Origin of the sequence: Rhodococcus sp. 66b (assembly GCF_002076325.1) — a bacterium.
Lineage (GTDB): Bacteria > Actinomycetota > Actinomycetes > Mycobacteriales > Mycobacteriaceae > Rhodococcus_F > Rhodococcus_F erythropolis.
The window spans coordinates 18824-45774 of sequence record NZ_MUZB01000015.1 but is presented as its reverse complement, the minus strand read 5'-3'; the positions used below and the strand labels follow the sequence as shown (position 1 = coordinate 45774).

Annotated in this window: 1 protein-coding gene; it reads right to left on the bottom strand. The window is 62.6% G+C overall.

Annotated features, from left to right (window positions below; genetic code table 11):
• Positions 1-11 precede the first annotated feature (11 nt).
• Positions 12-26846 (bottom strand): non-ribosomal peptide synthase/polyketide synthase, encoded by a 26835-nt coding sequence (locus B0E55_RS24990; protein WP_080910675.1) that lies wholly within the window; start codon positions 26844-26846, stop codon positions 12-14.
• Positions 26847-26951: the final 105 nt, after the last annotated feature.

The following is a 26951-nucleotide window of genomic DNA, read 5'->3' as shown; positions in this document are numbered from 1 at the left end:
GCTTCAAGTTGTCATGCCCGTTCGGAGTATCCGGAAAACATCGAGAGCACCCGAGCCATCTCCGGTCCGATGACCGCCATGGCCGGTGCCTCGATCATCTCGTTGTGTCCGCATCGCACCGGTACCTCCACGATCCGGCCCGTCACGAGCGGACGCCATTCCTGTGGCGACCTCTCCCGCGGAATCGTGTCGTCTTTTCCGTCAGCCGGGAAGATCAGCAGGTCTCCCTCGTAGATCTGGGGAACGAACTGGTGCGTGATTCTCTGCGAAGTCTCGTACCCTCTGGCAATCCGCTCGAGGTCCCGACCGTCGACTCCCGTCTCGGGCCCGAGCCTCCGGGCCAGCACGGCCGCCGCCTCGTCGAAGGTCAGATCTCGGTCGGTCTCGATCTCGAGGCCGAGTCCTCGCAGTAGGTCTCGGACGTCGAGTGCGGCTGACGCAGGGGCATCGCCGTTGTCGGGGTAGCTGTCCATCATCGTCAGTGTGGCAACTTCGCGGCCGGACGATTGCAGTTCGACGGCCATGGCGTGCGCGATGACTCCGCCGAGGGACCAACCGAGCAAGTCGTACGGCCCGTCCGGCGAAACGGCTTCCATCTCTTCGACGTAGCGATGCGCCAACTGTTCGATCGACTGATAGTCACCGTCGTCGCTGAGTGCGGGTAGCTGAAGTCCGTACACCGGTCGGTCCTCGGGCAGATACCGCACCAAGCCGGCGTACCCCCAGGACAGGCCGATACCAGGGTGCACGCAGAACAGCGGTCGCCCACTTCCTTCTGTCCGCAGCGGAACAACCACGGCGAGAAGCTCTTCCATGCCGGCGTCCACTGTCGGCATGTCGAGGCGTCGAGCGATTCCAGCGGGTGTCGGGTCGAGGAACATCCACTGAAGCGGAATTCTGCGTTGGAAACGGGAGTGCAGTGCGCTGACGATTCGGGTGGCTACCAGGGAGGACCCGCCCAGGTCGAAGAAGCTGTCGGTAGTGCTCACCCGGCTGACACCCAGAATCTCGACAAACGAGTCGACCACGGCGCGCTCGGTGTCGGTGACCGGCTCGCGGAACTCGGCTGCAGCCGAACTGAATTCGGGTTCCGGTAGAGCCTTTCGGTCGAGCTTGCCCACCGGTGTCATCGGAATCCGCTCGAGAAGTACCACTGCCGATGGAACCATGTGCGAGGGAAGTCGGTCGGCTGCGTACGCCCGTATCTCGTCGCTGTCGGAGGCGTCGGCAGCTGACGTACGCACGTACGACACCAGGACCGTTTCACCCGACGGTCCCGTGTAGCCGACAGTCGCGGCGAAGTCCACCGACGGATGGCGTGAGAGAACTGCATCGATTTCCCCGAGTTCGATCCGAAAACCACGGACCTTGACCTGGAAGTCGCTGCGCCCGATGTATTCGAGTGTGTGATGCACTCCATCGCCGGACCCAACGATTTTGGCACTGTCACCGCCGGATTCACGCCAACGCACGACATCTCCGGTGCGGTACATCCGGCGCCCCGGCGATCCGTACAAGCAAGCGACAAATCGTTCCGAGGTGAGCGACGCCCGATTATGGTACCCACGTGCCATACCTGGGCCGATGATGTACAACTCCCCCGGCACGCCCACCGGGACGGGCTGCAAACGCTCGTCCAGCACCAGGAAGCCGAAGCCCACTGCCGGCGAGCCGATGTTCACTCCCGCACCGGGTTTCATCGAATCGCTGACACTCGCCTGCACGGTGGTTTCAGTCGGGCCGTAGCCGTTGTGCAGCCTCCGACCCGGCGCCCATTGCGCGACGACCTCCGGCGGGCAGGCCTCGCCCACCAGATCGAGAACACGGAGCGCCTCGAAACCGTTGTCCCCCAACGCCGCCAGCGCGGTCGGTGTAATGGTGGCATGAGTGACCTGCTCGCGCCGGAAAACATCGGCCAATTCGGCGCCACCGTACACAGCAGGCGGAACGATCACGACTTGCGCCGAGGCGCTGAATGCCATCGTCAACTCGAAGATGGAAGCGTCGAAACTCGGCGATGCCAACTGTGAGACATGAGAGTCGTGAGTGACCTCGAACCTCTCACGAGTTTCGGCCGTGAAGCTCGCCAAACCTCGATGAGTAATGTTCACTCCCTTGGGTTTCCCCGTAGATCCCGAGGTGTAGATCAGGTAGGCCGGATGATCGAGGTTCAGTTCACCGGTTCGATCGTCATCGGTGATCGGTTCCGGCGACAGCGCGGCTACCCGCCGGGCGAAGTGTGGGTCGTCGAGTTCCAGCCAGGGAACAACGTCGGGTAGGTGAGTTCGGCTGGACTGAACGGTCAAACCGAGCGAGGCTCGGCAATCGGCGAGCATGTATTCGACGCGCTCGCGCGGATAGGCTGGATCGACAGGCACAAAAGCCGCTCCGGCTTTGGTCACCGACCAGATCGCCACCACCGATTCGATCGAGCGAGGCATTCCCAGTGCCACGAAGGTCTCCGGGCCCACACCGCGACCGCACAACTCCCGGGCAACACGATTCGACCACTCGTCCAGGTCGCGATAACTGAGCTGCCGGTTCTCGAGCGACAGGGCCACCGAGTCCGGATCGATCGCCACGGCGTCCGCCAACAACTCAGGCCACAATTTCGGAGCTACTTCTGGGAGCCCATGCGCCGGCGTCAACTCGCGACGTTCAAGATCGCCGAGTAGATCGATGTCACCGATCGGTACCTGCGGATTCCGGGTCACGGCCTCGAGTACACGAACGAACATGTCGGCAAACCCGCTGACCGTACCGGGGTCGAAGAGATCGGTGGCAAAGTCGACGGCTCCGCTCATTCCTCCCGGTGCACCGCGATCGTCGTACTCTTCGGCGAGGAGGAATTCCAGGTCTACCTTCACTACCTCGAGTTCTGGGTCGATCCCGCGGACTTCCAGTCCTGCCAGCTTCAGAATCGGCCGATCGTTGTTCTGGAATTCCAGCGACACCGAGGAAATCGGTGCATAGGCGCTCGACCGTTTCGGCCCGACCGCGTCCACTACCCGCTCGAAGGGAACGTCGGAGTGCGCGAACGCGGCGAGGTCGACTTCGCGGCAATGCGCAACCAACTCCCGGAACGATTGAGCCGGGTCGACCTGTGTGCGCAGTGCGAGCGTGCCGACGAACATGCCGACCAGATCATCGAGGGCACGATCTCCCCTGCCGGCGATCGGCGTTCCGATCACGATGTCGTCGGTGCTGCCCAAACGTGCCAGCAAGAGCGCGAGCGCTGCATGCACAGTCATGAATGCAGTGGACTCTTGCTGCCTCGACACGTCTCGGATACGGCGGTGAAGATCACTGCTGATCGAGAAGTGAATCCGCGAGCCGTGAAAACTCTGTTGTGTCGGCCTGTCTCGATCGAGGGGAAGTTCCAAGAGGTCGGGAGCGCCTGACAGTGCGCGTCGCCAGTAAGCCAACTGCTCGGTGATCACCGACCCAGGGTCGTCGCCGGAGCCGAGAATCTCCCGTTGCCAGAGCGCAAAGTCGGCGTACTGGACTGGAAGCGGCGTCCACTGGGGTTCCCCGCCGTACGCGTGGGCCTCGTATGCAATCATCACGTCTCGGGTCAGTGGAGACATCGAGAAGCCGTCAGCCGAGATGTGGTGCACCACTACGGCAAGTACGTGTTCGCGCTCATCGATGGTGAACAACGCTGCCCGCAGGGGAATTCGTGCGGCGACGTCGAAACCGGCCGAGACCATTCGGGCAAGCTCGTCACGGAGATGATGTTCGTCGGTCACCGATGTCTCGGCCAGTTGTGGGAGCGCGGCGCTTTCGGTGGGCACGATGTGCTGGACCGGTCCGTCGCCGTGGACCGGGAACATCGTTCGCAGCGATTCGTGGCGGGCGATGACATCGGACATCGCTGATCTCAAGGCCGGTTTGTCGAGTTCACCGCTCAACCGCACCACGAGCGGAATGTTGTAAGCAGGAGAACTGGTGTCGAGTTGATTGACGAACCACATCCGCTGCTGAGCAAACGACAAGGGGATGTTGTCGGGTCGGGGGCGCGGTTCCAGTCGCTCCGACCGTTCGGCGACCGACTGGTCGATCACCGTGGCCAACTCGGCCACCGTCGGCATCTCGAACAGGTCCCGCACGCCGACGGTAGCTCCGAGCACCGCACGTAGCCTCGCCGCGACCGAAGTGGCGCTCAGAGAATTTCCACCGAGCTCGAAGAAACTGATGTCGGTACCGACTCGTTCGAGGCCGAGCACCTCGGCGAACACGTCCGACACTGCCTGTTCGACCGGGCCGACAGGGAGACGGAAATCCCCTGTGGTCGTCTCGATTTCGGGTCTGGGCAATGCCGAACGGTCAACTTTTCCGACAGCGGTCAATGGTATGTTCTCCAGCACCGTGAGAACGGCAGGCACCATGTGCGAAGGCAAGCGCCGGGCCACGGCGCGAATCAGGAGCCTGGTGTCCAGTCGACCCGCGGTGGGCACGACGTACGACACGAGTCGGGTGTCTCCGGTGGGGGCGGAATCGGCAACCGTAACGGCAAATCCGACGTTGGGCTCCGACATCAGCACACTGTCGATCTCACCGAGTTCGACACGGAAGCCTCGAACCTTGACCTGGAAGTCGCTTCGCCCGACGTACTCGACACACATGTCCGCCGTCCATCGCACGATGTCGCCGGTGCGGTACATCCGCGTTCCTGGGTCGGCCGGATTGGCAACAAAGCGCTCTGCCGTCAACCCCGGCCTTCGGTGATATCCCCGCGCCACGCCTGGTCCGGCCAGATACAGCTCGCCGGGGACCCCGACGGGAACCGCTTGAAGTCGAGCGTCGAGCACCAGTTCACTGACGCCACTGACAGGTCCACCGATCGTGATGCGTTCCCCGGCGGTCATGGGCGGACTGACGTTGGACATGATCGTTGCTTCGGTCGGTCCGTACGCGTTGTACAGGCGGCGGCCAGGTCCCCAGCGAGCGACGAGATCGGGTGGGCACGCCTCGCCCCCGAATACGACTTCCGAAAGTTGTTCCAGCCCAGCCGGGTCCACCGTTGCCAATGCCGCCGTGGTGATGAACGCGTGCGTGACGGAGTGCTCGGCCAGAAGCTGCGCCAGGTCCTCGCCCCCGTAGATCCCGGGTGGAGCGATAACCATCGTCGCCCCGGCGCCGAAAGCCTGCAGATATTCGAAGAGCGACCCGTCGAAACTCGGAGTGGAGAAGTGCAGCGTGCGTGATTGTGGAGTTGCGCCGTAGCGTTCGCGTTGGTCTCGGGCGAAGTTGTCGAGCCCTCGCTGTGTGACCACGACTCCCTTGGGCACGCCGGTCGACCCCGAGGTGTAGACCACGTAAGCAGCTGAATCCAACCCGATCGGACGGAGTCGGTCGTTGTCGGTCAACGGGCTCCCCGAGAATTCCTCGCACTTCTTCGTGAAATGCGGATCGTCGAGAATCAGCCACTCCGCGATATCGGGCAATCGATCTCGGCCCGCGGTGGTGGTCAATCCGAAGCTGACCATCGAATCGATCAGCATGTGATTGATCCGCTCGTCGGGATAGGCGGGATCGATCGGCACGAATGCAGCGCCCGTCTTGGCGACGGCAAGTATCGACACCACGGACGTGAGAGAACGTGGGACACCGACTGCTACGTAGTCCTCGGTTCCCAGTCCTCGCGAGACCAGCACGCGAGCAATGCGATTGGAGAGGATGTCCAGCTCGCCGTAGGTCAGGCTGCCGTCCGCCGATTCCACGGCGAGCGCGTTCGGATCACGCTGGGCTGCCGCATCGAAGATCTCCGGGAAGACGCGCGACGACCCACCAGCCGTGCCACGGGCCGGCACCAATTCGGCACGTTCGGACGGGGCGAGCACCGACACCACAGCCAAGGGGCGATCCGGCTGGGCACACGCTTCGAGTACACGATGCAGTCGTCCGGCGATCTCTTCGATGTCGGCGGCACCGAAAACCTCGGGTAGGTACTCGAATTTCAGGCGGAGTCTGGTGTCGACCGATGCCACCAGGCTGAGCGGGTAGTGGGCAGCGTCCTTGGCTTCGACATCGATGATCCGGATCCCCGCGATATCGGTATCGGACGAAAGGCCCTGACGGTCAGCGGGATACGATTCGAAGACAGTCAACGTATCGAATCCGGTCTCCGGCCCCGTGGCTAGTTGGATCTCGGAAAGCCCGAGATAGTGATGATCCGACAGCTCTGCTTGCTCGGCCTGGATCCGCGCGAGGAGTGTGCCGATACTTTCTCTCGGGCGCAGAGTGATTCGGACCGGAATTGTGTTGATGAAAAGCCCGATCATGGTTTCGATCCCGGTCAGCTCGGGAGGTCGACCCGACACCGTCGCTCCGAACACCACATCGTCTCTCCCGGTCAGTGCAGCGAGGACGATCCCCCACGATGCCTGAACAATTGTGTTGATCGTCAGCCCGAGTTCACGCGCCATCCCGCGAAGTGAGGTTGTGAACTCCTCGTCCAGATCGAACACCCACTCGGCCGCCATGGTGGAGAGTCGACGAGATCGAACCGCCGGAGCCAACAGCGTCGGTCCTTCGACTCCGCTCAGCGTCCTCGCCCATACAGCTCGAGAAGCTTGCTGATCGCGGCGGCTCATCCAGGTCAGATAGTCGCGATACGCGCGCGCGTGAGGCAAGGCCGCCACTTCACCGTCAGCGGCATAGAGCGTCGCCAACTCCCGGATCAGCAGTGGCATGGACCAGCCGTCCAGAAGGATGTGATGGTTGGTGAGCACCAGCGTGAACTTTTCGGGGGCGAGAGCAATCAGCGTGAATCTGATCAACGGCGCCTGCGCCATGTCGAACGGGCGCGCTCGGTCCTCCGCCAGTGCTCGATCAAGATCCTGATCTGTTGCACCAGTGAGGTCGATTTCCTGCCACGGCGCTGCCACGGTGCTTCGGACCACCTGGACGGCACGGCCGTCCGCGCCGTGAAGGAAGGCGGTACGCAGGTTCTCATGCCTGTCGAGCAGCGCGTCGGCGGCGCGATGCAGGCGCTCCGAATCGACTGCGCCGGCTAGATCGAGAGCCACTTGTACGAGGTATGCGTCGACCGATCGTTCGGCAAGTTCGGCATGGAACAACAACCCCGCTTGCAATGGAGAGAGCGACCAGACGTCGCTCAGGTCGGGGCACCGGCTTTCGAGGTCGTCGACCGCGTCCTGTCGAAGATCGACCAGATCGAAGTCCGAGGGTGTGAATCCGCCGCTGTCCGTCGCGTACTCTCCGAGCCCGACCAATGCGTCGAGCCACCACTGCGCCAGGTGCCGAGCGTCGTCCGCGCCCAGAATGTCCGGTGGGAACGTCCAGCTGGCAACGAGCTGCGGGCCGTCCTCGGGGTCACTGTTGTCGACGGTCATCACGTTGACCTCGAGAACACCGGCGAGCGGAAGATCGACGGCCGCAACCGTCCGCAGGTCCTCGTCACGGATCGGTACCCATCCCGCTGAAGCGTCGGCCTCGGATCCACCGACGCGTCCGAGATAATTGAAACTGATCTGAGGCACCGGAAGTTGCGAAAAAGTGTGTGCCGTTTCGCGGTTCAGATAGCGCAGCAGCCCGAAGCCGATGCCGCGGTCCGGCACCGCCCGGAGTTGTTCCTTGACGGCCTTGGCAGCGACGCCCGCAGCCGGGCCGCCGGCGAAGGCGTCGCTCGGATCCACTCCGCTCAGATCGATCCGCACCGGGAAGATCGACGTGAACCATCCCACCGTGCGAGCAAGATCTGCCCCGGGAACCACCTGTTCCTCGCGTCCGTGCCCCTCGAGACTGATCAATGTCTCCGGATTGTCGATCCCGCGGTCCATGCGCCAGCGGACCATCGCAAGTGCCAAAGCCGTCAACAACCCGTCCTCGACGCTCCCGTGAATCGCCTGCGGCACTGTCGTCGACACGGCCTCGGTCAATGCCGTGGGAACTCGTACTTCGATGTCGGTGGTGACCGAGGCGGTGTCCCTCTTCGTCAGGGCGCGCACACCCAGAGTCGGATCGGGACCCTCGAGCACCTCTCGCCAATAGTCGAGTTCAGCAACCCGATCCGGCTCGCGCGCGGCGTCGACGAGGCCACGTGCCCATCGACGCATCGAGGTCCCGACCGGAGCCAGTGACGGGTCGACGCCTGATTGCACCTGCGCACAAGCAAGTGCAAGATCGGGGATCAGGATTCGCCAGGAAACACCGTCCGTCACCAGATGGTGCGCTACCAGTAGCAACCGTTTCTGGCGCTGTCCTTCCTTTTGAATCTGTCCGTCGGTGTCGAGCAGGACTGCCTGCACCATCACACCTGTCTCCGGGTCGAGCCGCCCCAGAGCTGCGTCGAGTTCTGCCGAGACCGTCTCCGCGGCAGCACCCTCTAGGCCCACGTGGCGTACGACGGTCTCCGCCCGCACCGTACCTGCTGGCGCAACGTCCATCCGCCGAGCGGATTCAGGATGCAGCGTCGCCCGGATGCCCGCGCGGAGGATGTCGTGGTGGTCCAGCACGGCCTGCATCGCCTGTGTCAGCGTGACCTCGTCGAGCGTGGCAGGAACCGCGAGGAGAACAGATTGTGAGTACCGCCGAAAATCTCCGCCGCGATCGAGCATCCACGCCGCGATCGGTGTCAACTCGATCTCCCCGACGCCGCCACCGGGCAACTCGTCGAGAACAGCGTGACCGCCAGACGTACCGGCCGTCTCGGACAGCGCCGCAACGGTTTTGCGTTCGAATACCTCGCGCGGTGAGATCAAAACTCCCGCAGACTTGGCTCGCGTCACCAACTGGATGGACATGATCGAGTCACCGCCGAGAGTGAAGAACGAATCGTCGACCCCCACCTCGCCGAGTCCCAGAACCTCGGCGAACAGGCCCGCAAGGATGCTTTCCGTCTCGGAGGCGGGGCCACGACTCACGGTTGTCTGTAGCCCGAAGTCAGGTTCAGGCAACGCTTTCCGGTCGAGTTTGCCGTTCACCGTCAGCGGCAACGCCTCGAGAACCGTCACGACAGCGGGGACCATGTGTGCCGCCAACCTCTGTGAGAGATACTCGAGCAACGCCGCCGGAGAGACAGTGGCAACGGCCTCCGGCACCACGTAGCCCACCAACCGGTCTCTGCGGGCCACGACCGCCGCCTGAGACACGCCCACTCCGGAGAGCAGCGCAGCCTCCACCTCGCCGAGTTCGATTCGGTACCCCTTTACCTGCACCTGCAGATCGTTTCGTCCGAGGTACTCCAGCTGCCCGCTGTCGTTCCAGCGCCCCAGGTCACCGGATCGATACATACGCGCCCCACTGACGGTGAGGTCGGGAATGAACCGCGCGGAGGTCAGACCGGACCGGCCGAGGTATCCGCGTGAAACCTGATCGCCGCAGACATACAGTTCACCCACCACACCGGGCGGCACCGGGTGCAACCGCTGATCCAACACATACACACGCAATCCGGGCAACGCCCGACCGATCACCGAGGCCGATCCGTCACGCGCCAGCTCACGATCGAGCGGTAGGTGGCTGACGTGCACCGTGGTCTCCGTGATGCCGTACATGTTGACCAGATCTGGTGACGACGTCCCGCGGCGGGCGTACCAGCGCGTCAACTGTCCGAAGTCGAGGGCTTCTCCACCGAAGATCACGTAGCGCAATGACAGGGCCGCGCTCCCGATACGCCGGTCGGCTTCCGCCAATTGATAGAAGGCAGTGGGAGTTTGATTGAGCACCGTGACACGTTCGTGCCGTAGCAATTCGAGGAATGCCTCTGGTGAACGGGCCGTGAAGTAGTCGACCAGTACGAGCCGGCCACCGTGTGCGAGTGCGCCCCACATTTCCCAGACCGAGAAGTCGAATGCCTCGGAATGGAACATCGTCCACACATCGCCGCTGCCGAAGCCGAAGAGCGCTCGGGTGTTTGCCAGCAACGTCACGACGCTGCGGTGGGAAACCTGCGCCCCCTTCGGACGCCCAGTAGACCCCGAGGTGTAAATCACGTAGGCCACCGAATCGGGTCGGAGCGGTAGCAGCCGGTCTTGGTCGGTCACCGGAAACGGAGAACTCCTAAGCAGCGCGTCGAGAATCGCCGGGTCGTCCACGGCAATCACTGGAATCTCGTTGTCTGCGATTGCGTCACTGTCTCGTATGTCGGCGCCGTCGGCCCCAGTGGTCAGCACACACTTCGGCGCGGAGTCACGCAGCACGAAGTCCACCCGGTCGACCGGAGAAGTCAGGTCCACCGGTAGGTATCCGCCACCCGCCTTCACCACCGCCAGCAATGCCACCACCAGGTCGATCGAGCGGGTCATCGCGACTGCCACCAGGGTTTCCGGCACCACACCCTGAGCCACCAACAGTCGAGCGAGGCGGTTTGCTCGCTCGTCGAGTTCGCGGTAGGTGACGGACAATCCGTCGCAGCGCACCGCCACGGCATCACCGGACGTCAGCACCGCACGATCGAAGAGATCCGACAGCGAATCCTCGTGGGTTCCGACGCCCGAGACCGAGGCCGAGCCCGAGGCCGAGGCCGATGGCGCAACCAGCATCTCGCTGTATTCGCCGGCCAGAAGTATGTCGATGTCGCCGACGACTGCCGACGGATCCTCGATCACGGCGCCGATCACTCTCTCGAAGCGCTCCGCGATGCGCGTCACCGATACTCGATCGAAAATATCTGTTGCATAACGGAAACCGGCGCTGATACCGGCCGGCCCAGCGTGCTCGTCGACGTGTTCCATCACACTCAGTTGTAGATCGAATTTTGCAACCGCGAGATCGATGTCGAGCGAGCGAGCCGTCAGTTCCGGCAATTCGAAGCGCAGTCCCGTATCGGTCTGGAATTCGAGGAGTACTTGAAAGAGGGGTGAATGCGCGGTGGAACGGTCGGGCGAGAGGTCATCCACCAACCTCTCGAAGGCAATGTCTGCATGGTCGAGTGCACCGAGATCCGTTGACCGCACCGCGGCCAACACCTCGGCAAAGGTTGCTCCGGATTCGACGGGTGTGCGAAGCACGAGCGTGTTGACGAACATCCCGACCACATCGTCGAACACCGAGGCACCGCGCCCTGCGACCGGAGTGCCGATCACTACGTCGTCCGACGCCGAAAGCCGTGCCAGCAACACCGCGAGCGCCGCATGCATCACCATGAACAGGGACGCACCATTCTGGTGTGCGAGGTCGGTCAAAACTCGATGGATCTCGGGTGAGAAGTCCATCGAAACCACCGCGCCCTCGGTAGACCGTTTCGGCGTTCGTGGTCGATCGAGAGGGAGCGGCAAGACTTCTGGAATATCCGACAGCTTCGCTGTCCAGTAATCGAATTCATCCGACGTCGACGTTCCCGGACCAACTTCTGCGTCGAGGATCTCCCGCTGCCACAGGCTGTAGTCGGCATACTGGATGGGCAGTGGCTCCCAGTCCGGATTCTGCTCCTGAGCACGGGATGTATAGGCGCGCATCAGGTCACGTGCCAGTGGCGCCATCGAGAAACCGTCCGCGGCGATGTGGTGGACGACGATCGCAAGAACATGCTGCTCCGGCCCGATTCGGAGTAACCTCACGTGCAGCGGGAACTCTTCGGCCACATCGAATCCGACGTCGAAGAACGCGTGCAAATCCGTAAAAAGCCGCTCGCCGGAAATCGGGACGGGGTGGATTCGAGGAGCAGCGAGCGCTGGTTCGGCGATCACCTGGTGGGGCCCGTTCGCGGACGTCGGGAAGATCGTTCGAAGGGTTTCGTGCCGTTCCACCACATCACCCAGTGCGGCTTGGAGCGCACCCGAATCCAGGAAGCCGTCCAGTTGTAGTGCGACGGGGATGTTGTAAACCGGAGACGAGGTGTCGAACTGGTTGACGAACCACATGCGCGCCTGTGAGAGCGATAGCGGAATGTGTTCTGGCCGGGTCTTACCCGCGATTTCTGAAATCCTCGAACCTTCCGGCCCCGAACCTTCCGGCCCCGAACCTCGCAGCACAGCTTGTAGCTGATCGATCGATGCCGCCAGATCAGCGACCACGGGAGTGTCGAACAAGGCCTTCACACCGACATTCGTGCTCGATTCGGATCTGATGCGCGCTGCGACGCGAGTGGCGCTGAGCGAGTCTCCACCCAATTCGAAGAAATTGTCGTCGGCGCCCACCTGGTCGAGATCGAGCACCTCGGCGATGGCTCGAGCGACCATAACTTCGGCTCGTGTGCTCGGCGTCCGATAGTCCGCGGCTGTAAAAGTAGTGTCCGGGAGGGCTTTACGGTCCAACTTCCCATGCACCGTCACCGGAAACTCCCCCAACACCACAACCACCGACGGCACCATGAACCCCGCAAGAGACCTCCGCACCCCCTCCAACACCACCACCTCATCGACCACCACACCCACCTCACCCACCACAAACCCCACCAAAAAATCCCCACCCACACCCGACCGCAACACCACCACCGCACCAGCCACCCCCACCTGAGCAGCCAACACCGCCTCCACCTCACCCAACTCCACCCGCTGCCCCCGCACCTTCACCTGAAAATCCGTGCGCCCCACAAACTCCAACACCCCACCACACCCCCACCGCACCACATCCCCCGTCCGATACACCCGAGCACCCACCACCCCCGACACCGGATCCGCCACAAACCGACCCACCGTCAAATCCACACGACCCTCATACCCCCGAGCCACCTGCACCCCACCCACATACAACTCCCCCACCACACCCACCGGAACCGGCCGCAACCGCGAATCCAACACCAACACCCGCGTATTCCACACCGGCCGACCAATCGGAACACCCACCCCCACAACACCATCCACCACATGAAACGTCACATCCACCGACGCCTCCGTCGGCCCGTACAAATTCACCAACTCCGCACCACACACCCCCGCAAACCGCCCCGCCAACACCGACGACAAACCCTCACCCGACACAAACACCCGACGCACACTCGAACACCCCACCACCACCGAAGGCTCCCCCACGAACACCTCCAACATCGACGGCACAAAATGCACCACCGACACCCCCCACCGCTCGATCACACCCACCAAATACACCGGATCACGATGCCCACCCGGATCCGCCACCACCAACCGCGCACCCACCATCAACGGCCAAAACAACTCCCACACCGACACATCGAACGACACCGGCGTCTTCTGCAACACCACATCCCCCACACCCAACGGAAACTCCCCCTGCATCCACAACAACCGATTCACCACCCCCGCATGCGAAACCACCACCCCCTTCGGACGACCCGTCGACCCCGACGTGAACATCACATACACCGCATGCTCAGGCAACAACACCCCCAACCGATCCCCCACCCCCACCGGATCACCCGAAAACCCCGAAACATCAACACAACCCACATCAACAAACCCCACCCCCACCGGCAAACACCCACCATCACCAACCCGCGACAACACCACCACCGGATCCACCACCCCCACCACAAACCCCACCCGCTCCACCGGCGCACCCACATCCACCGGAACAAACACCCCACCAGCCCGCACCACCGCAAACACCGCCACCAACAACTCCACCGACCGCGACAACACCACACACACCCGCGACTCCGGACCCACCCCCAACGAAATCAACAACCGCGCAAAACGATTCACCCGAACATCAAACTCACCCCACGACAACACCACCCCACCACACACCAACCCCCCACCACCCACACCAGCAAACCGCCCATCCAACACATCCACCAACGTCAAACCCCCCACCGCAACCCCCACACCATCCCAACCACCCACCACCAACCCACGCTCACCCGCGACAAACACGTCGACCTCACCGACCGGTGTATCCGCGTTCGCTGCGAAGGCGGCAAGAATTCGCGACATTCGCTGTGCAATGGTGCCGACCGCGGCGCGGTCGAATGCCGCCGGCTGATACCGCAGGCTCACCTGCAGCGTCGGTTCCGCGACCGACAGCACGGTGAGCGGGTAATGCGTGGCGTCGCGGGCATTCACAGCGGTGACGCGCATACCGGCTATGTCGGTGTTCCCGTCCATCCCCGAGGTATCGATCGGATACGACTCGAAGACCGACAGTGTGTCGAACAAATTGCCTGTCCCTACGGCAGATTGAATCGCGCCGAGTCCGACATAGTGATGATCGAGCAGATCTGTCTGCTCGCCCTGTAGTCGAGCGAACAGCTGTGCACACGTCTCGTCCGGATCCAGTTGCACCCGGACAGGCAATGTGTTGATCAGCAGCCCCATCATGTTTTCCACACCAGGCAATTCAGGTGAGCGGCCCGAGACTGTGACGCCGAAGACTACGTCTTCACGGGAAAGCATTCGAGACAACAGGACACCCCACGCCGCTTGGATCACCGTGTTCATCGTGATCCCGCTCCGCTGAACCAGCCCACCGAGTCCGTCGAGCACCGAATCGGGCAGATCCACGGTGACCTCTTCGGGTACCACCTGATCGGCGGTCGGCGCCGAAGCCGCCAACAACGTCGGCTCGTCGACGCCTTCCATGGCGTCCTCCCAGACCGCGAGCGAGGTCTCGATGTCGCGGTGCGCCAACCATTCCAGATAGGTGCGGTACGACGGAGTCTGGGGCTGATCGGCCGGGACGCTCTCGACCGGGAGACTGTCGTCCGCGTATCTCATCAGCAGTTCGCGTACCAACAACGGCATCGACCAACCGTCGAGAACGATGTGATGGTTTGTCACCACCAACACACACCTCGCCGGCGAGGTTCGCAGCAACGTCAGCCGAAGCAGCGGCGGCGAGGCGAGGTCGAAGGGTGCACTGCGATCCTCGTCGAGGCGGCGCTCCAGCTCTGCTTCGGTTGCCGATCCGCAATCACTCAGGTCGACCTCGGTCCAGGGAATCACTGCATCGTCGACAATCAACTGCACCGGTAGGCCGTGTGCGTCGTAGACGAACGCTGCACACAGATTCGGGTGGATTGCCAGTAGTCCGGCAGCAGCGCCGCGCAAACGCTCGGAATCAACCGCTCCTTCCAGCTCGACGCACAACTGCGCTGTGTAGACGTCCGTCGACGTCGCCGCCAGTGAGGCATGGAACATCAGCCCGGCCTGAAGGGGCGACACCGACCAGACATCACGCAATCCGGGGAAGTCGTTCTCCCAGCGTTCGATCTGTTGTTGGTCGACCGAGACCAGGGGAATGTCCGACGGCGTCAGACCACCCGCATCAGGTCGCGACGCGTGCGCGGTGAGTCCGTCGAGCGCACGACGCCACAGTTCCGCGAACTCCGCGATGTCAGACCTGTCGAGCACTCCGCGGGGAAAGGTGAAAGATGCTGTCAGGCAGGGCCCGTCGACGTGGTCCTCAACCGCCGCGTTGATGTCGATCACGGACGCCACAGGCATGGACCGATTCTGGGTTCCGCCGAGCTTTCGATTGCCCTCCACCGGCAGCCAGTCCTGTGTTCCGTCAGAGGAGCTGATCCGGCCCAGATAGTTGAAACTGATCTGAGGAGAACGGAATCGGCCGAGTGGTTCGCTCCCACCCGACAGGTAGCGCAACATCCCGAATCCGATTCCATGATCGGGGATCGCACGCACGTATTCCTTGACGGCTTTGAGAGCCCGTCCGGCGTCGGCGCCACCTGCCAGCGCGTCGTCGACGTCGAGTCCGCCGAGGTCCACGCGCACCGGGTAGAGCGTGGTGAACCAACCAACGGTGCGCGCGAGGTCTGCGCCAGGAACCGCTCCTTCCTCGCGGCCGTGTCCTTCGAGCGTGATCAGGGCGGCAGCGGTATCCATACCGCGGCGTCGTCGCCACTCGATCGAGGCCAACGCAACAGCAGTGAGGAGTCCGTCGTTCACGCCGGCGTGGAATGCCGCAGGAACCGTGGTGAGTAGGTTCGTGGTCACCGGAGGCGGGATGTCCACTGTGACGGTGTCGACCGTGCCGTCGACGTCGATCGTGGGATCGAGTGGGCGCGAACCGATCAGCGGGTCATCGCCGTCAAGGATCGTTTTCCACATGTCCCGTTCGACGCCCCGGTCGCCCACGTGCTCGACAAGCCCGTGCGCCCATCGCCGGAACGACGTTCCGATCTGTGGCAGTTCGGGCGTGACACCGGCCTGGAGTTGTGCTGTCACCGTCGCCAGGTCGGTGACCAGAATGCGCCACGAGACGCCGTCGACAACCAGGTGATGAATCACCACAAGTAGTCGGCCCCGCTTGTTCGGCAAGCCAGGGATGTCGGCCAGGTCGAACCAGATCACGCGCACCATGTCGGCCGCGGCGGGATCCAAGCTGTCGGCAGCGGCCTCGAGCTCTCCCGACGCCAAGGCCCTGAAACCTTCGTCGTCCACCGAACCGACAGCTACTCGATGGATCAGTCCTTCGGCCGAGATCGAGCCGGGTGGTAGGACTTCCATGACCCGGTCACTCTCGCCCAAGCGCGCTCGAAGCATTCCGTGGCGGTCCAGCAACACCTGGAGACCACGGACAAGGAGATCCTGGGTGAGATCAGCGGGAGCTGTCAGCAAGAGCGCCTGGGAGAACCGTTTCAATTCGCCGCCACGCAGCCCGCCACTGCTGCGGTCGAGCATCCACTGCGCCACCGGGCTCAGTGGAATAGTTCCGACAGCGGATCCGGGTAGCTCCACGAGCACATCAGGACCGTCCTGCTCCACGTGCGCCGACTCGGCAAGCGCAGCAACAGATTTGTGGTCGAATACGTCTCGGGGCGAGATGATCACACCAGCATCGCGAGCGCGGGCCACCAATTGGATGGACATGATGCTGTCTCCGCCGAGCTCGAAGAAGGAATCGTGCACTCCTACGGTGTCCAGGCCGAGAACCTGCGCGAACACAGCGGCAAGAAGATTCTCGGTTTCCGTTCGCGGTGTCCGGTCGGGTGTGGCCGTGGACGAGAAATCGGGTGCGGGAAGCGCTGCGCGGTCCAGTTTTCCGTGAACCGTCAGCGGAAGTGCGTCGAGCACCACCACCGCCGCAGGCACCATGTACGACGGCAGACGCTTGCCTGCATGCGCAAGGACGTCTCGCGGATCGACACTCGCTCCGCGACCGGGAACCACGTATCCGATCAACCGATCCCTGCCGTTCAACCGATCCCTGCCGTCGCCGTTCCAGACGCCCGTCACCGCCTGGGCCACGCGCGGGTGCGTCTGCAGTGCCACCTCGACTTCCCCGAGTTCGATGCGGAACCCACGGACCTTCACTTGGGCATCGGTGCGCCCGAGATACTCCAGCTGTCGGTCGGGCGTCCACCGCACGCGATCGCCCGTGCGATAGATCCGCGTTCCCGGCGCACCGAAGGGATCTGCGACAAACTGCGTGGCGGTCAACGGGGATCGCCGGTGATAGCCGCGAGCGAGAGCCGGCCCGGCAAGATACAACTCTCCCGCGACACCTACCGGTACCGCTCTCAGACGCGAGTCCAGCACTACCTCGCTGAATCCGCGAGTAGGTGCGCCGATGGTGACCGGGTCGTTCGGAGCCAGTGCCGCACTGATGTTCGACACCACAGTTGCCTCGGTAGGACCGTAGGCGTTGAACATCTTTCTGCCCGGCGCCCAGCGGGCCACCAATTCCGGCGGGCACGCCTCCCCACCTGTCACGACACAACCGACAGTGGTGAGTCCGTCTGGGGCGACGGATGCCAAAGCCGCCGGAGTCACAAAACAATGGGTGACGCGCTCGCGCTCCAGTAGCGCCGCCAGTTCCGCCCCGCCGTAGACGGTCGGTGGCACGATCACCATCGTGGATCCCGCACCAACGGCCAACATGAGTTCGAGAACCGAAGCGTCGAAACTCGGCGAAGCGAAGTGCAGAGTTCTGGATCGGGTCGTGGCGGCGAATGTCTCGCGCTCCTGGAGAGCAAAGTTGCTCAACCCGCGATGAGTGACCGTCACACCCTTGGGTGTTCCCGTTGATCCCGAGGTGTAGATCAGATAGGCCGGATTGTCGATTCGAATCCGTGCCTTCCGATCCTCGTCAGTGACTTTCGATGGCGAGTACGCCCACAGCCGTTCCTCGAAACCGGCATCGTCGAGGACCAGCCACGGCACGAGGCCGGACAATGCTGCGTGGTGAGCTCGGGTCGTTATCCCCCACGCTGCACCGGAGTCGCCCAGCATGTACTCGATACGTGCAGCAGGAAGTCCCGGGTCCACGGGAAGGAATGCCGCACCTGTCTTGGCAATGGACCACACCGCCAGAACGGACTCGACGGAGCGTGGGAGACACATCGCCACCACCGTTTCGGGACCCACTCCGGATTCGATCAGCATGCGGGCCAATCGATTCGACTGTGCGTCTAGTTCGAGATAGGTCACTTCACGTTCCTCGAACACCAGCGCGACGGCGCCGAGATCCTGGGCGGTCGCCATATCTGTTGCTGTCGTGAGCAAATCGGGAAGGGTCTGAACAGCGGTGGAGATCACACCTCGCACGGGTACCAGTTCGGCTGACTCACGGGCGTCGAGGATATCGATATCTCCGATCCGCGATTGCGGATCCGTGGTGACGTACTCGAGAATCCGTTGCAGGCGGTCGACGAAGCCCCGTACTGTTTTCTCGCCGAAAATATCTGCGGCATATCCGAATTCAGCACGAATACCATCCGATTCACCGGCGGTGCCAGTGTTCTGCGCCACCGTCAACTGCAGATCGAAGGTGATGGTGTCGATCTCGACACCCACGTCGGTCACCTGCAGGTCGGGAAGTTCCAGTGTCGGTCGCTCGATGTCTTGGAACTCCAACATGACTTGAAACAGGGGCGAGTATGCCGTCGAACGTGAAGGATTCACTATCTCGACGACTCGTTCGAACGGCACGTCCGCATGAGTGAAGGCGCTCAGATCTACGTTTCGGACCTGGTCGAGGAACTCCCCGAAAGTCGCGCCGCGGTCCACTGCAGTGCGCAAGACCAACGTGTTGACGAACATGCCCACCAGGTCGTCGAGTTCGCGCTCCCCACGCCCGGCGATCGGAGTTCCGACGGCTACGTCCTCCTCATCGCTGAGCCTCGCCAGCAGCACTGCCAAGGCTGCATGCACAACCATGAAGACGGTGGCGTTGTGTTTGCGCGACAGGGCAACCACACCGGCATGAACCTCCGGACTGAACGCGAACCGAATCCGTCCGCGTCGAAGCGAACGCACATCACCGCGCGGTCGATCGGTCGGAATGTCGAGAACTTCCGGTGCACCCGCAAGATTCTCGACCCAATAGGCGAGCTGTTTCGAGATCAAAGACCGAGAGTCGGATTCCGAACCCAACCAACCACGTTGCCACAACGCATAGTCGGCGTACTGGATCTCGAGCGGCGCCCACCGAGGAGCCTCACCGCTCACACGGGAGGTGTACGCGCTCATGAGATCTCGGGCCAGCGGTACCGTGGAGAATCCGTCGGCGGCGATGTGGTGAATCACGATCACCAGGACATGCGAGTGGGCCTGGTCGTCTCGCCGCAACAAGGTGGCGCGCATCGGGACCTGCTGCATGACGTCGAAACCATCCGAAACGATCTGCCGGCAACGCTCGCGCAGCTCTTCCTCTCCCTGCACAAGTATCGGTGCGAGATCCGATACCACCTGTGAGGTAGACATGATCACTTGACGCGGGCCGTCGTCAGTGAGAGGAAAAACAGTGCGCAAGGACTCGTGCCGCTCGACGACGTCGACAAATGCCGCGTGAAGTGCACTCAGATTCACTGTGCCGTCGAGCCTCAACGCGCACGCGACGTTGTAGGCGGCGGACTCGGGGTCGAACTGATTCGCAAACCACATTCGCTCCTGCGCCGGCGAAAGTGGGATATCCGTCGTCGTACCCCGCGGCCTCAACGCCGGCTTGGCCCCCTCTCCTCCGCGACTCTGCGCCAACTCGGCCAGCGCTGCAACGGTAGAAGCATCGAAGACGTCGCGGATGTCGATCCGTTCGCCGAGAACAGAATTCACTCGCGCAACCAACCTGACTGAACTCAGAGAGTTCCCACCAAGGGCAAAGAAGTCGTCGTACACGCCCACCATCGACGTTCCCAACAGATCATCGAAGATTGCGGCAACCGTCTCCTCGACCGGCGTTCGCGGCGCAACATACTGCAGCGATCGAGGTTCGAAGTTGACGTCCGGGAGGGCTTTACGGTCCAACTTCCCATGCACCGTCACCGGAAACTCCCCCAACACCACAACCACCGACGGCACCATGAACCCCGGAAGAGACCTCCGCACCCCCTCCAACACCACCACCTCATCGACCACCACACCCACCTCACCCACCACAAACCCCACCAAAAAATCCCCACCCACACCCGACCGCAACACCACCACCGCACCAGCCACCCCCACCTGAGCAGCCAACACCGCCTCCACCTCACCCAACTCCACCCGCTGCCCCCGCACCTTCACCTGAAAATCCGTGCGCCCCACAAACTCCAACACCCCACCACACCCCCACCGCACCACATCCCCCGTCCGATACACCCGAGCACCCACCACCCCCGACACCGGATCCGCCACAAACCGACCCACCGTCAAATCCACACGACCCTCATACCCCCGAGCCACCTGCACCCCACCCACATACAACTCCCCCACCACACCCACCGGAACCGGCCGCAACCGCGAATCCAACACCAACACCCGCGTATTCCACACCGGCCGACCAATCGGAACACCCACCCCCACAACACCATCCACCACATGAAACGTCACATCCACCGACGCCTCCGTCGGCCCGTACAAATTCACCAACTCCGCACCACACACCCCCGCAAACCGCCCCGCCAACACCGACGACAAACCCTCACCCGACACAAACACCCGACGCACACTCGAACACCCCACCACCACCGAAGGCTCCCCCACGAACACCTCCAACATCGACGGCACAAAATGCACCACCGACACCCCCCACCGCTCGATCACACCCACCAAATACACCGGATCACGATGCCCACCCGGATCCGCCACCACCAACCGCGCACCCACCATCAACGGCCAAAACAACTCCCACACCGACACATCGAACGACACCGGCGTCTTCTGCAACACCACATCCCCCACACCCAACGGAAACTCCCCCTGCATCCACAACAACCGATTCACCACCCCCGCATGCGAAACCACCACCCCCTTCGGACGACCCGTCGACCCCGACGTGAACATCACATACACCGCATGCTCAGGCAACAACACCCCCAACCGATCCCCCACCCCCACCGGATCACCCGAAAACCCCGAAACATCAACACAACCCACATCAACAAACCCCACCCCCACCGGCAAACACCCACCATCACCAACCCGCGACAACACCACCACCGGATCCACCACCCCCACCACAAACCCCACCCGCTCCACCGGCGCACCCACATCCACCGGAACAAACACCCCACCAGCCCGCACCACCGCAAACACCGCCACCAACAACTCCACCGACCGCGACAACACCACACACACCCGCGACTCCGGACCCACCCCCAACGAAATCAACAACCGCGCAAAACGATTCACCCGAACATCAAACTCACCCCACGACAACACCACCCCACCACACACCAACCCCCCACCACCCACACCAGCAAACCGCCCATCCAACACATCCACCAACGTCAAACCCCCCACCGCAACCCCCACACCATCCCAACCACCCACCACCAACCCACGCTCGGGCGCACCCAGAATCTCCGTATCACCCACTGGGGCAGTTGGATCCGATACGACCGACCGCAGTAGGCGGACGAAGCGCTCCCCGAATTCGGTGACTGTGGTGCGCTCGAAGATATCGGAGGCATAGGTGAGGGCGGCGTCGAAACCCACCGGGATTCCGTCCCTGCCACGCTTTTCGGAGAGCGACAATTGCAAGTCGAATTTGGCGACACCGATGTCGACTGAAACAACATCGACACCGAGTCCTGGTAGTTCGAGGTGAGGATCTGCGGTGTTCTGAAATTCCACCAGAACCTGGAAGAGCGGTGAATGAGATGGTGAACGCTCCGGAGCAACTGCATCGACGACTCGCTCGAACGGCACCTCGGTTTGCCCGAACGCTGCCAGGTCAACTTCGCGAGTTCGTGAAAGGATTTCCTCGAAAGTCGCGGCGGAATCAACGGCGGTTCGCAGGACGACCGTGTTGACGAACATCCCGACCAGATCGTCGAGGACTTGCTCGGCGCGCCCTCCCACCGGAGTGCCGATCGCTATGTCCGGCGAGGCGCTCAGCCGTGCCAACAGAACCGCCAGCACTGCGTGCATCACCATGAACGGTGTCGCGTTGTGATTCCGAGCGAGTTCGAGGAGGTCACTGTGCACGTCTGCGGGCACCGAGAATCGGACCGATTCACCGCGCATGGATCGTTCCGCCGGCCTCGGTCGATCCAGCGGAAGGTCGATCACGTCAGGTAGACCGGACAGGGTGGACGTCCAGTAGTCCAACTGCTTCGCCTGGAGCGTGTCCGGATCGGCGTCACTGCCGAGCAGTTCGATTTGCCATTGGCTGTAGTCGGTGTACTGCACAGGCAAAGGCGGCCAGTCCGGTGCCCGACCGGCAGCCCGCGCCGCGTAGGCGCGGGTCAGGTCGCGGGCCAGCGGCTCGAGAGATGCTCCATCCGCCGAAATATGGTGAACCACCAACGCGAGGACATGAACGTCCGGAGTGATTCGAAAAAGGGAGCCGCGCACGGGCACGTTCGCGCTCACGTCGAACCCCTCGCGAGCGAGATCGGCGACGCGCCTGTCCAAGGCTTCCTCGTCAACGGATACTTCCCACGCCATCTCCGACGTCACACGTTCCGAAGGAACCACGACCTGATGTGGACCGTCGACCGACGCCGGGTAGACGGTGCGAAGCGATTCATGTCGATCGACAACATCTCCCATCGCGAGTTTCAGCGCAGCCACATCCAACGCCCCTGACAGTCGGACCACCATCGGGATGTTGTAGGCCGGGGACGACGTGTCGAACTGATTGACAAACCACAGGCGTTGTTGCGCCAGAGACACCGGAATCTCGTCCCTGTACGAATGTGCCTGCAGGATTGGACGCTTCGAATGCGAGGGATCAACGCCGGAGGACTTCGCGTCACGCACGTGGAGAGCCAGTGATTCGATCGTCGGTGCTTCGAACAAAGTCCGCACCCCGAAATCGATTGCTTCAGCTGCGTTGACTCGTGCGATCAGCTTTGTGGCGATCAGTGAGTTCCCACCCAGCTCGAAGAAGTCGTCACCCGCACCCACCGCCTCGGCACCTAGAACGTCGGCAAAAATCTCGGCCAGCAGTAGTTCTTCGGCGCCCTCGGGCGGTCGAAAGTTGTCCGACCGAGCATCGAACCGAGGTGCCGGTAAGGCAGCGCGATCGACCTTTCCCGATGGAGTTACCGGCAACTCGTCGAGAAGAACAAAGGCCGCAGGAACCATGTACGACGGCACACGGCTCGCGGCGTACTGCGTCAGATCGGCCGTCGAGAGCGCACTTCCGCCGGCAGGCACGACGTACGTGGTAATCATCGTTGTACCGGAAGGAGCCGCACGCACCACGGTAACTGCATTCTCGACCTGCGGACACGACTGCACGACGCTGTCGATTTCCCCGAGCTCGATACGGAATCCGCGAACTTTCACCTGGAAATCGCTGCGACCGACGTACTCGAGTGCACGGCCACGGCGCCGCCGCACCAAGTCCCCCGTTCGATACATCCGCCGGCCCGGGAGACCGAACGGGTCGGCCACGAATCGTCCTGCGGTCAACGCATACTTCCGGTGATATCCACGTGCGAGCGCGTCTCCCGAGATGTACAGCTCACCCACAACCCCGTCGGGGACGGGGTGCAATCGCTGATCGAGCACGATCTCCTCGAAACCGCGGAGCGGACCGCCCACTGTGATGTTCTCCGACGACACCATCGGCTCGCCGATGTTCGACATGACGGTGGTCTCGGTCGGCCCGTAGGCATTGCACAGCCGTCGGCCGGGAGCCCACCGCTGCACAAGATCCGGCGGACAGGCCTCACCACCGACCACCACGTCGCCGAAGTCCGAAAGGCCCTCGGGCGAAACTGTTCCGAGCGCCGCAGTAGTGACAAAACCATGCGTGACACGCTGGGATTCGAGGAAGCGAGACAGCTCGTCACCGCCGTAGATCGTGCTCGGTGCAATCACCATGGTCGCTCCGGCACCGAAAGCCAGCAGGTATTCGAAAATCGAGGCGTCGAAACTCGGGGTCGAGAAGTGCAATGTTCGCGCAGCCTGGGCCGCACCGAACCGCGAACGCTGTTCGGCAGCAAGCGCTTCCAGTCCGCGATGCGAGACCGTCACCCCCTTGGGGAGTCCGGTGGAACCCGAAGTGTAGATCACGTATGCGGGATTGTCGGGCCGGATCGGGTGCACCCGATCGACATCGGAGATGGAGCGCACGGACAACCGTGCAAGTCGGCCACGGAACTCAGCGTCGTCGATTGCTATCCAGGAAATCGAATCCGGCAAACGATGAAGTTCGGAAACGACCGTGAGCCCCAGTACGGCGCCGGAATCGTTCAGCATGAAGCGAACACGTTCACCCGGATAGGTCGGATCCACCGGCACGAATGCCGCGCCGGCTTTGGTCACCGCCAACATCGCGACAACCGATTCGATCGAACGCGTCAAACCCAGCGCCACACTGTTTTCCGGACCGATACCGCGGTCGATCAAGACTCGGGCCAACTTCGACGAACGATCGTCGAGTTCTCGATACGTCAACTCGCCATCGAGATACGACAGGGCCACGCCGTCGGGGTGTGTGCGCGCCGCACCGTCGAACAGTTCGGCCAGGGTGCGGTGCGAAGCGCGAGGGTCACTGCGGACAGGCTGCATCGCGGATCGCTCGTCGTCGGACAAGATGTCGATGTCGCCGACCATCATTGCCGGATCTGTGGTGACGGATTCCAGGACGCGCGCGAACCGCAAACCGAGGCTACGTACCGTCTCGGCGTCGAACAGGTCGGTGGCAAACGCGAGCGTCACCGTGATTCCGGACGGCGTACCCACCTCGTCGAACAGTTCGACTGCAGACACTCCGAGATCGAAGCGGCCGAGGTCGGGAGGGTGCTCGTCAGCGCTGGCGACGGACTCGAACGTCACCTGTATCACCGGCGCATACGCAGGTACATCCTCCACCTCGAGCGACTGCGCCACCTGCTCGAGCCGTATCCCACTGTGCGGCAGCGCATTACTTCGGACCTCGACGACACTGCCCAAGAGCGCCGTGAACGGCGTCTCCAGATCGATGCGACTCCGGATGGCAACGATGTTCGCGTCGGATCCCGTCGGCGTACCGATTACCACGTCCGAAGCCCCGGACAATCGGCTCACCACAAGCGCGAAGCCCGTATGTAGGACCGCGCGTGTGTCCGTCCCGAGATCACTTGCCATTTCTGTAATCCGCGCGTGGGTGTCGGCGGCGATCACGACCTCAACCTGTGCACTGTCCAGCGATTGCGTTGCAGGCCTGGGTCGATCGAAGGGAAGTTGCAACAGTTCGGGCGCCCCGGTGAGCTCATGTCTCCAATACTCGAGTTGCCGCACTTCGCGTTGTCGTCGCTCGCCCTCCCGTGCCGTCGGGCTGTGAATTTCTGCGAGTTCGGCACCGGAATCAGACGCGATCAACTCTTCCAACAAGCCGACAAAATTCCGGTGGTGCTCGCGTAAACCCGCCTCCTCGTATCGGATCGGGTTTGCCCGGAAGTCGACACGCAGCCTGTCGCCGCTCGGATACACGTTGACCAGAAGGTCTTCCACCGGCCCGGAGGTGACGATGTGATACTCCCCAACCACCTCGCCCAACTGCACCTCCTGGCGAAACAGCATGACGTTGACCATGGGTCCGGCATATGAGTCTTCGCCTTCCAGACCGCTCGTCACGCCTGCGTCCCGACGGATGTCGTCGAGGCTGCAGCGCTGGTGCCGCAATGCACCCATGAGCTCATGCTGGACCTGGGCGAAGAGTTCACCGACGGTGTCGACGGCTGCGATGCTGATGAGCAGCGGCGCGACGTTCACCATCATGCCGCCCGAGTCCCGCAACACCGCCGTAGTCCGTCCGGACATCGGAACATGAATCTGGACAGCCTCTTTCGCCGTCATTCGCGAGAGGTACAACGCGAGCGCAGCGATGACCGTTGCAGCGTGGTTCTCGGATTCGTGGAGAAGGGCACAGCTCCGGTCCGACATCAGTGTGCTTTCGAGTCGGCTCTCGATGTGTGCGGGCCCAGAAGCCTCCGCCAAGCTGGATCCGGCACCGACTGTATTGCGCCCTGCCCAGTACTCACGGTCGGCAGCGAATCGATCCGACTGTCTGTACCGCTCGTCGATGTCGTACAGCGTGCGCAGTGTCGCGGCACGACTCGGCTGCAGATCTTTTCTCGCCGCCGAGGCCGAGTACCGATGCGCAATGCGGTTCATCATGGTCATGGCACCGAAACCGTCGAGCGCGACATGATGGATACGGCTGTACCACAGATAGTGCGCGTCACCCACGCGCAGCACAGCGGTCGCGACGATTCCGTCGACTGCCAGGTCGAGCTGCGTCCGGCAATCTCGACGCATCCACTCGAGCGCAGCCTCGAAGGGATCCTCGGTCCAGCGGAAGTCGACCAAACCGACCGAGATTTCGGCCTTCTCGTCCACGTACTGCATCGGCTGACCATCGACCTCGATCACTTTGAGCAAAGGAGATTGAAACTCGTATGCCACTGCTCGCGTTTCGCGATCGAGCAGTTCGACGTCGAGTTCGCCGCGCAGCTCCACGTAGTGCGCTATCAGAATCGGGACTTCGGGATCGAATTGCTGAGCGAACCAGGTTGCCCGTTGGGCGGCCGAGAGCGGAAAAAGCGTCTCATCAGAAGGGTCGGTCCGACTTACCTCGAAGGGTTTCACAGCGCCCCGCCCCGCATGATCTCCGCGGCCGCCGAGTGCGTAGCCGCGTCCGAATCAACAGCGCGAAAGCAAGAGGCTGATCGCGCCTCTCAAGCAGTCGTACCC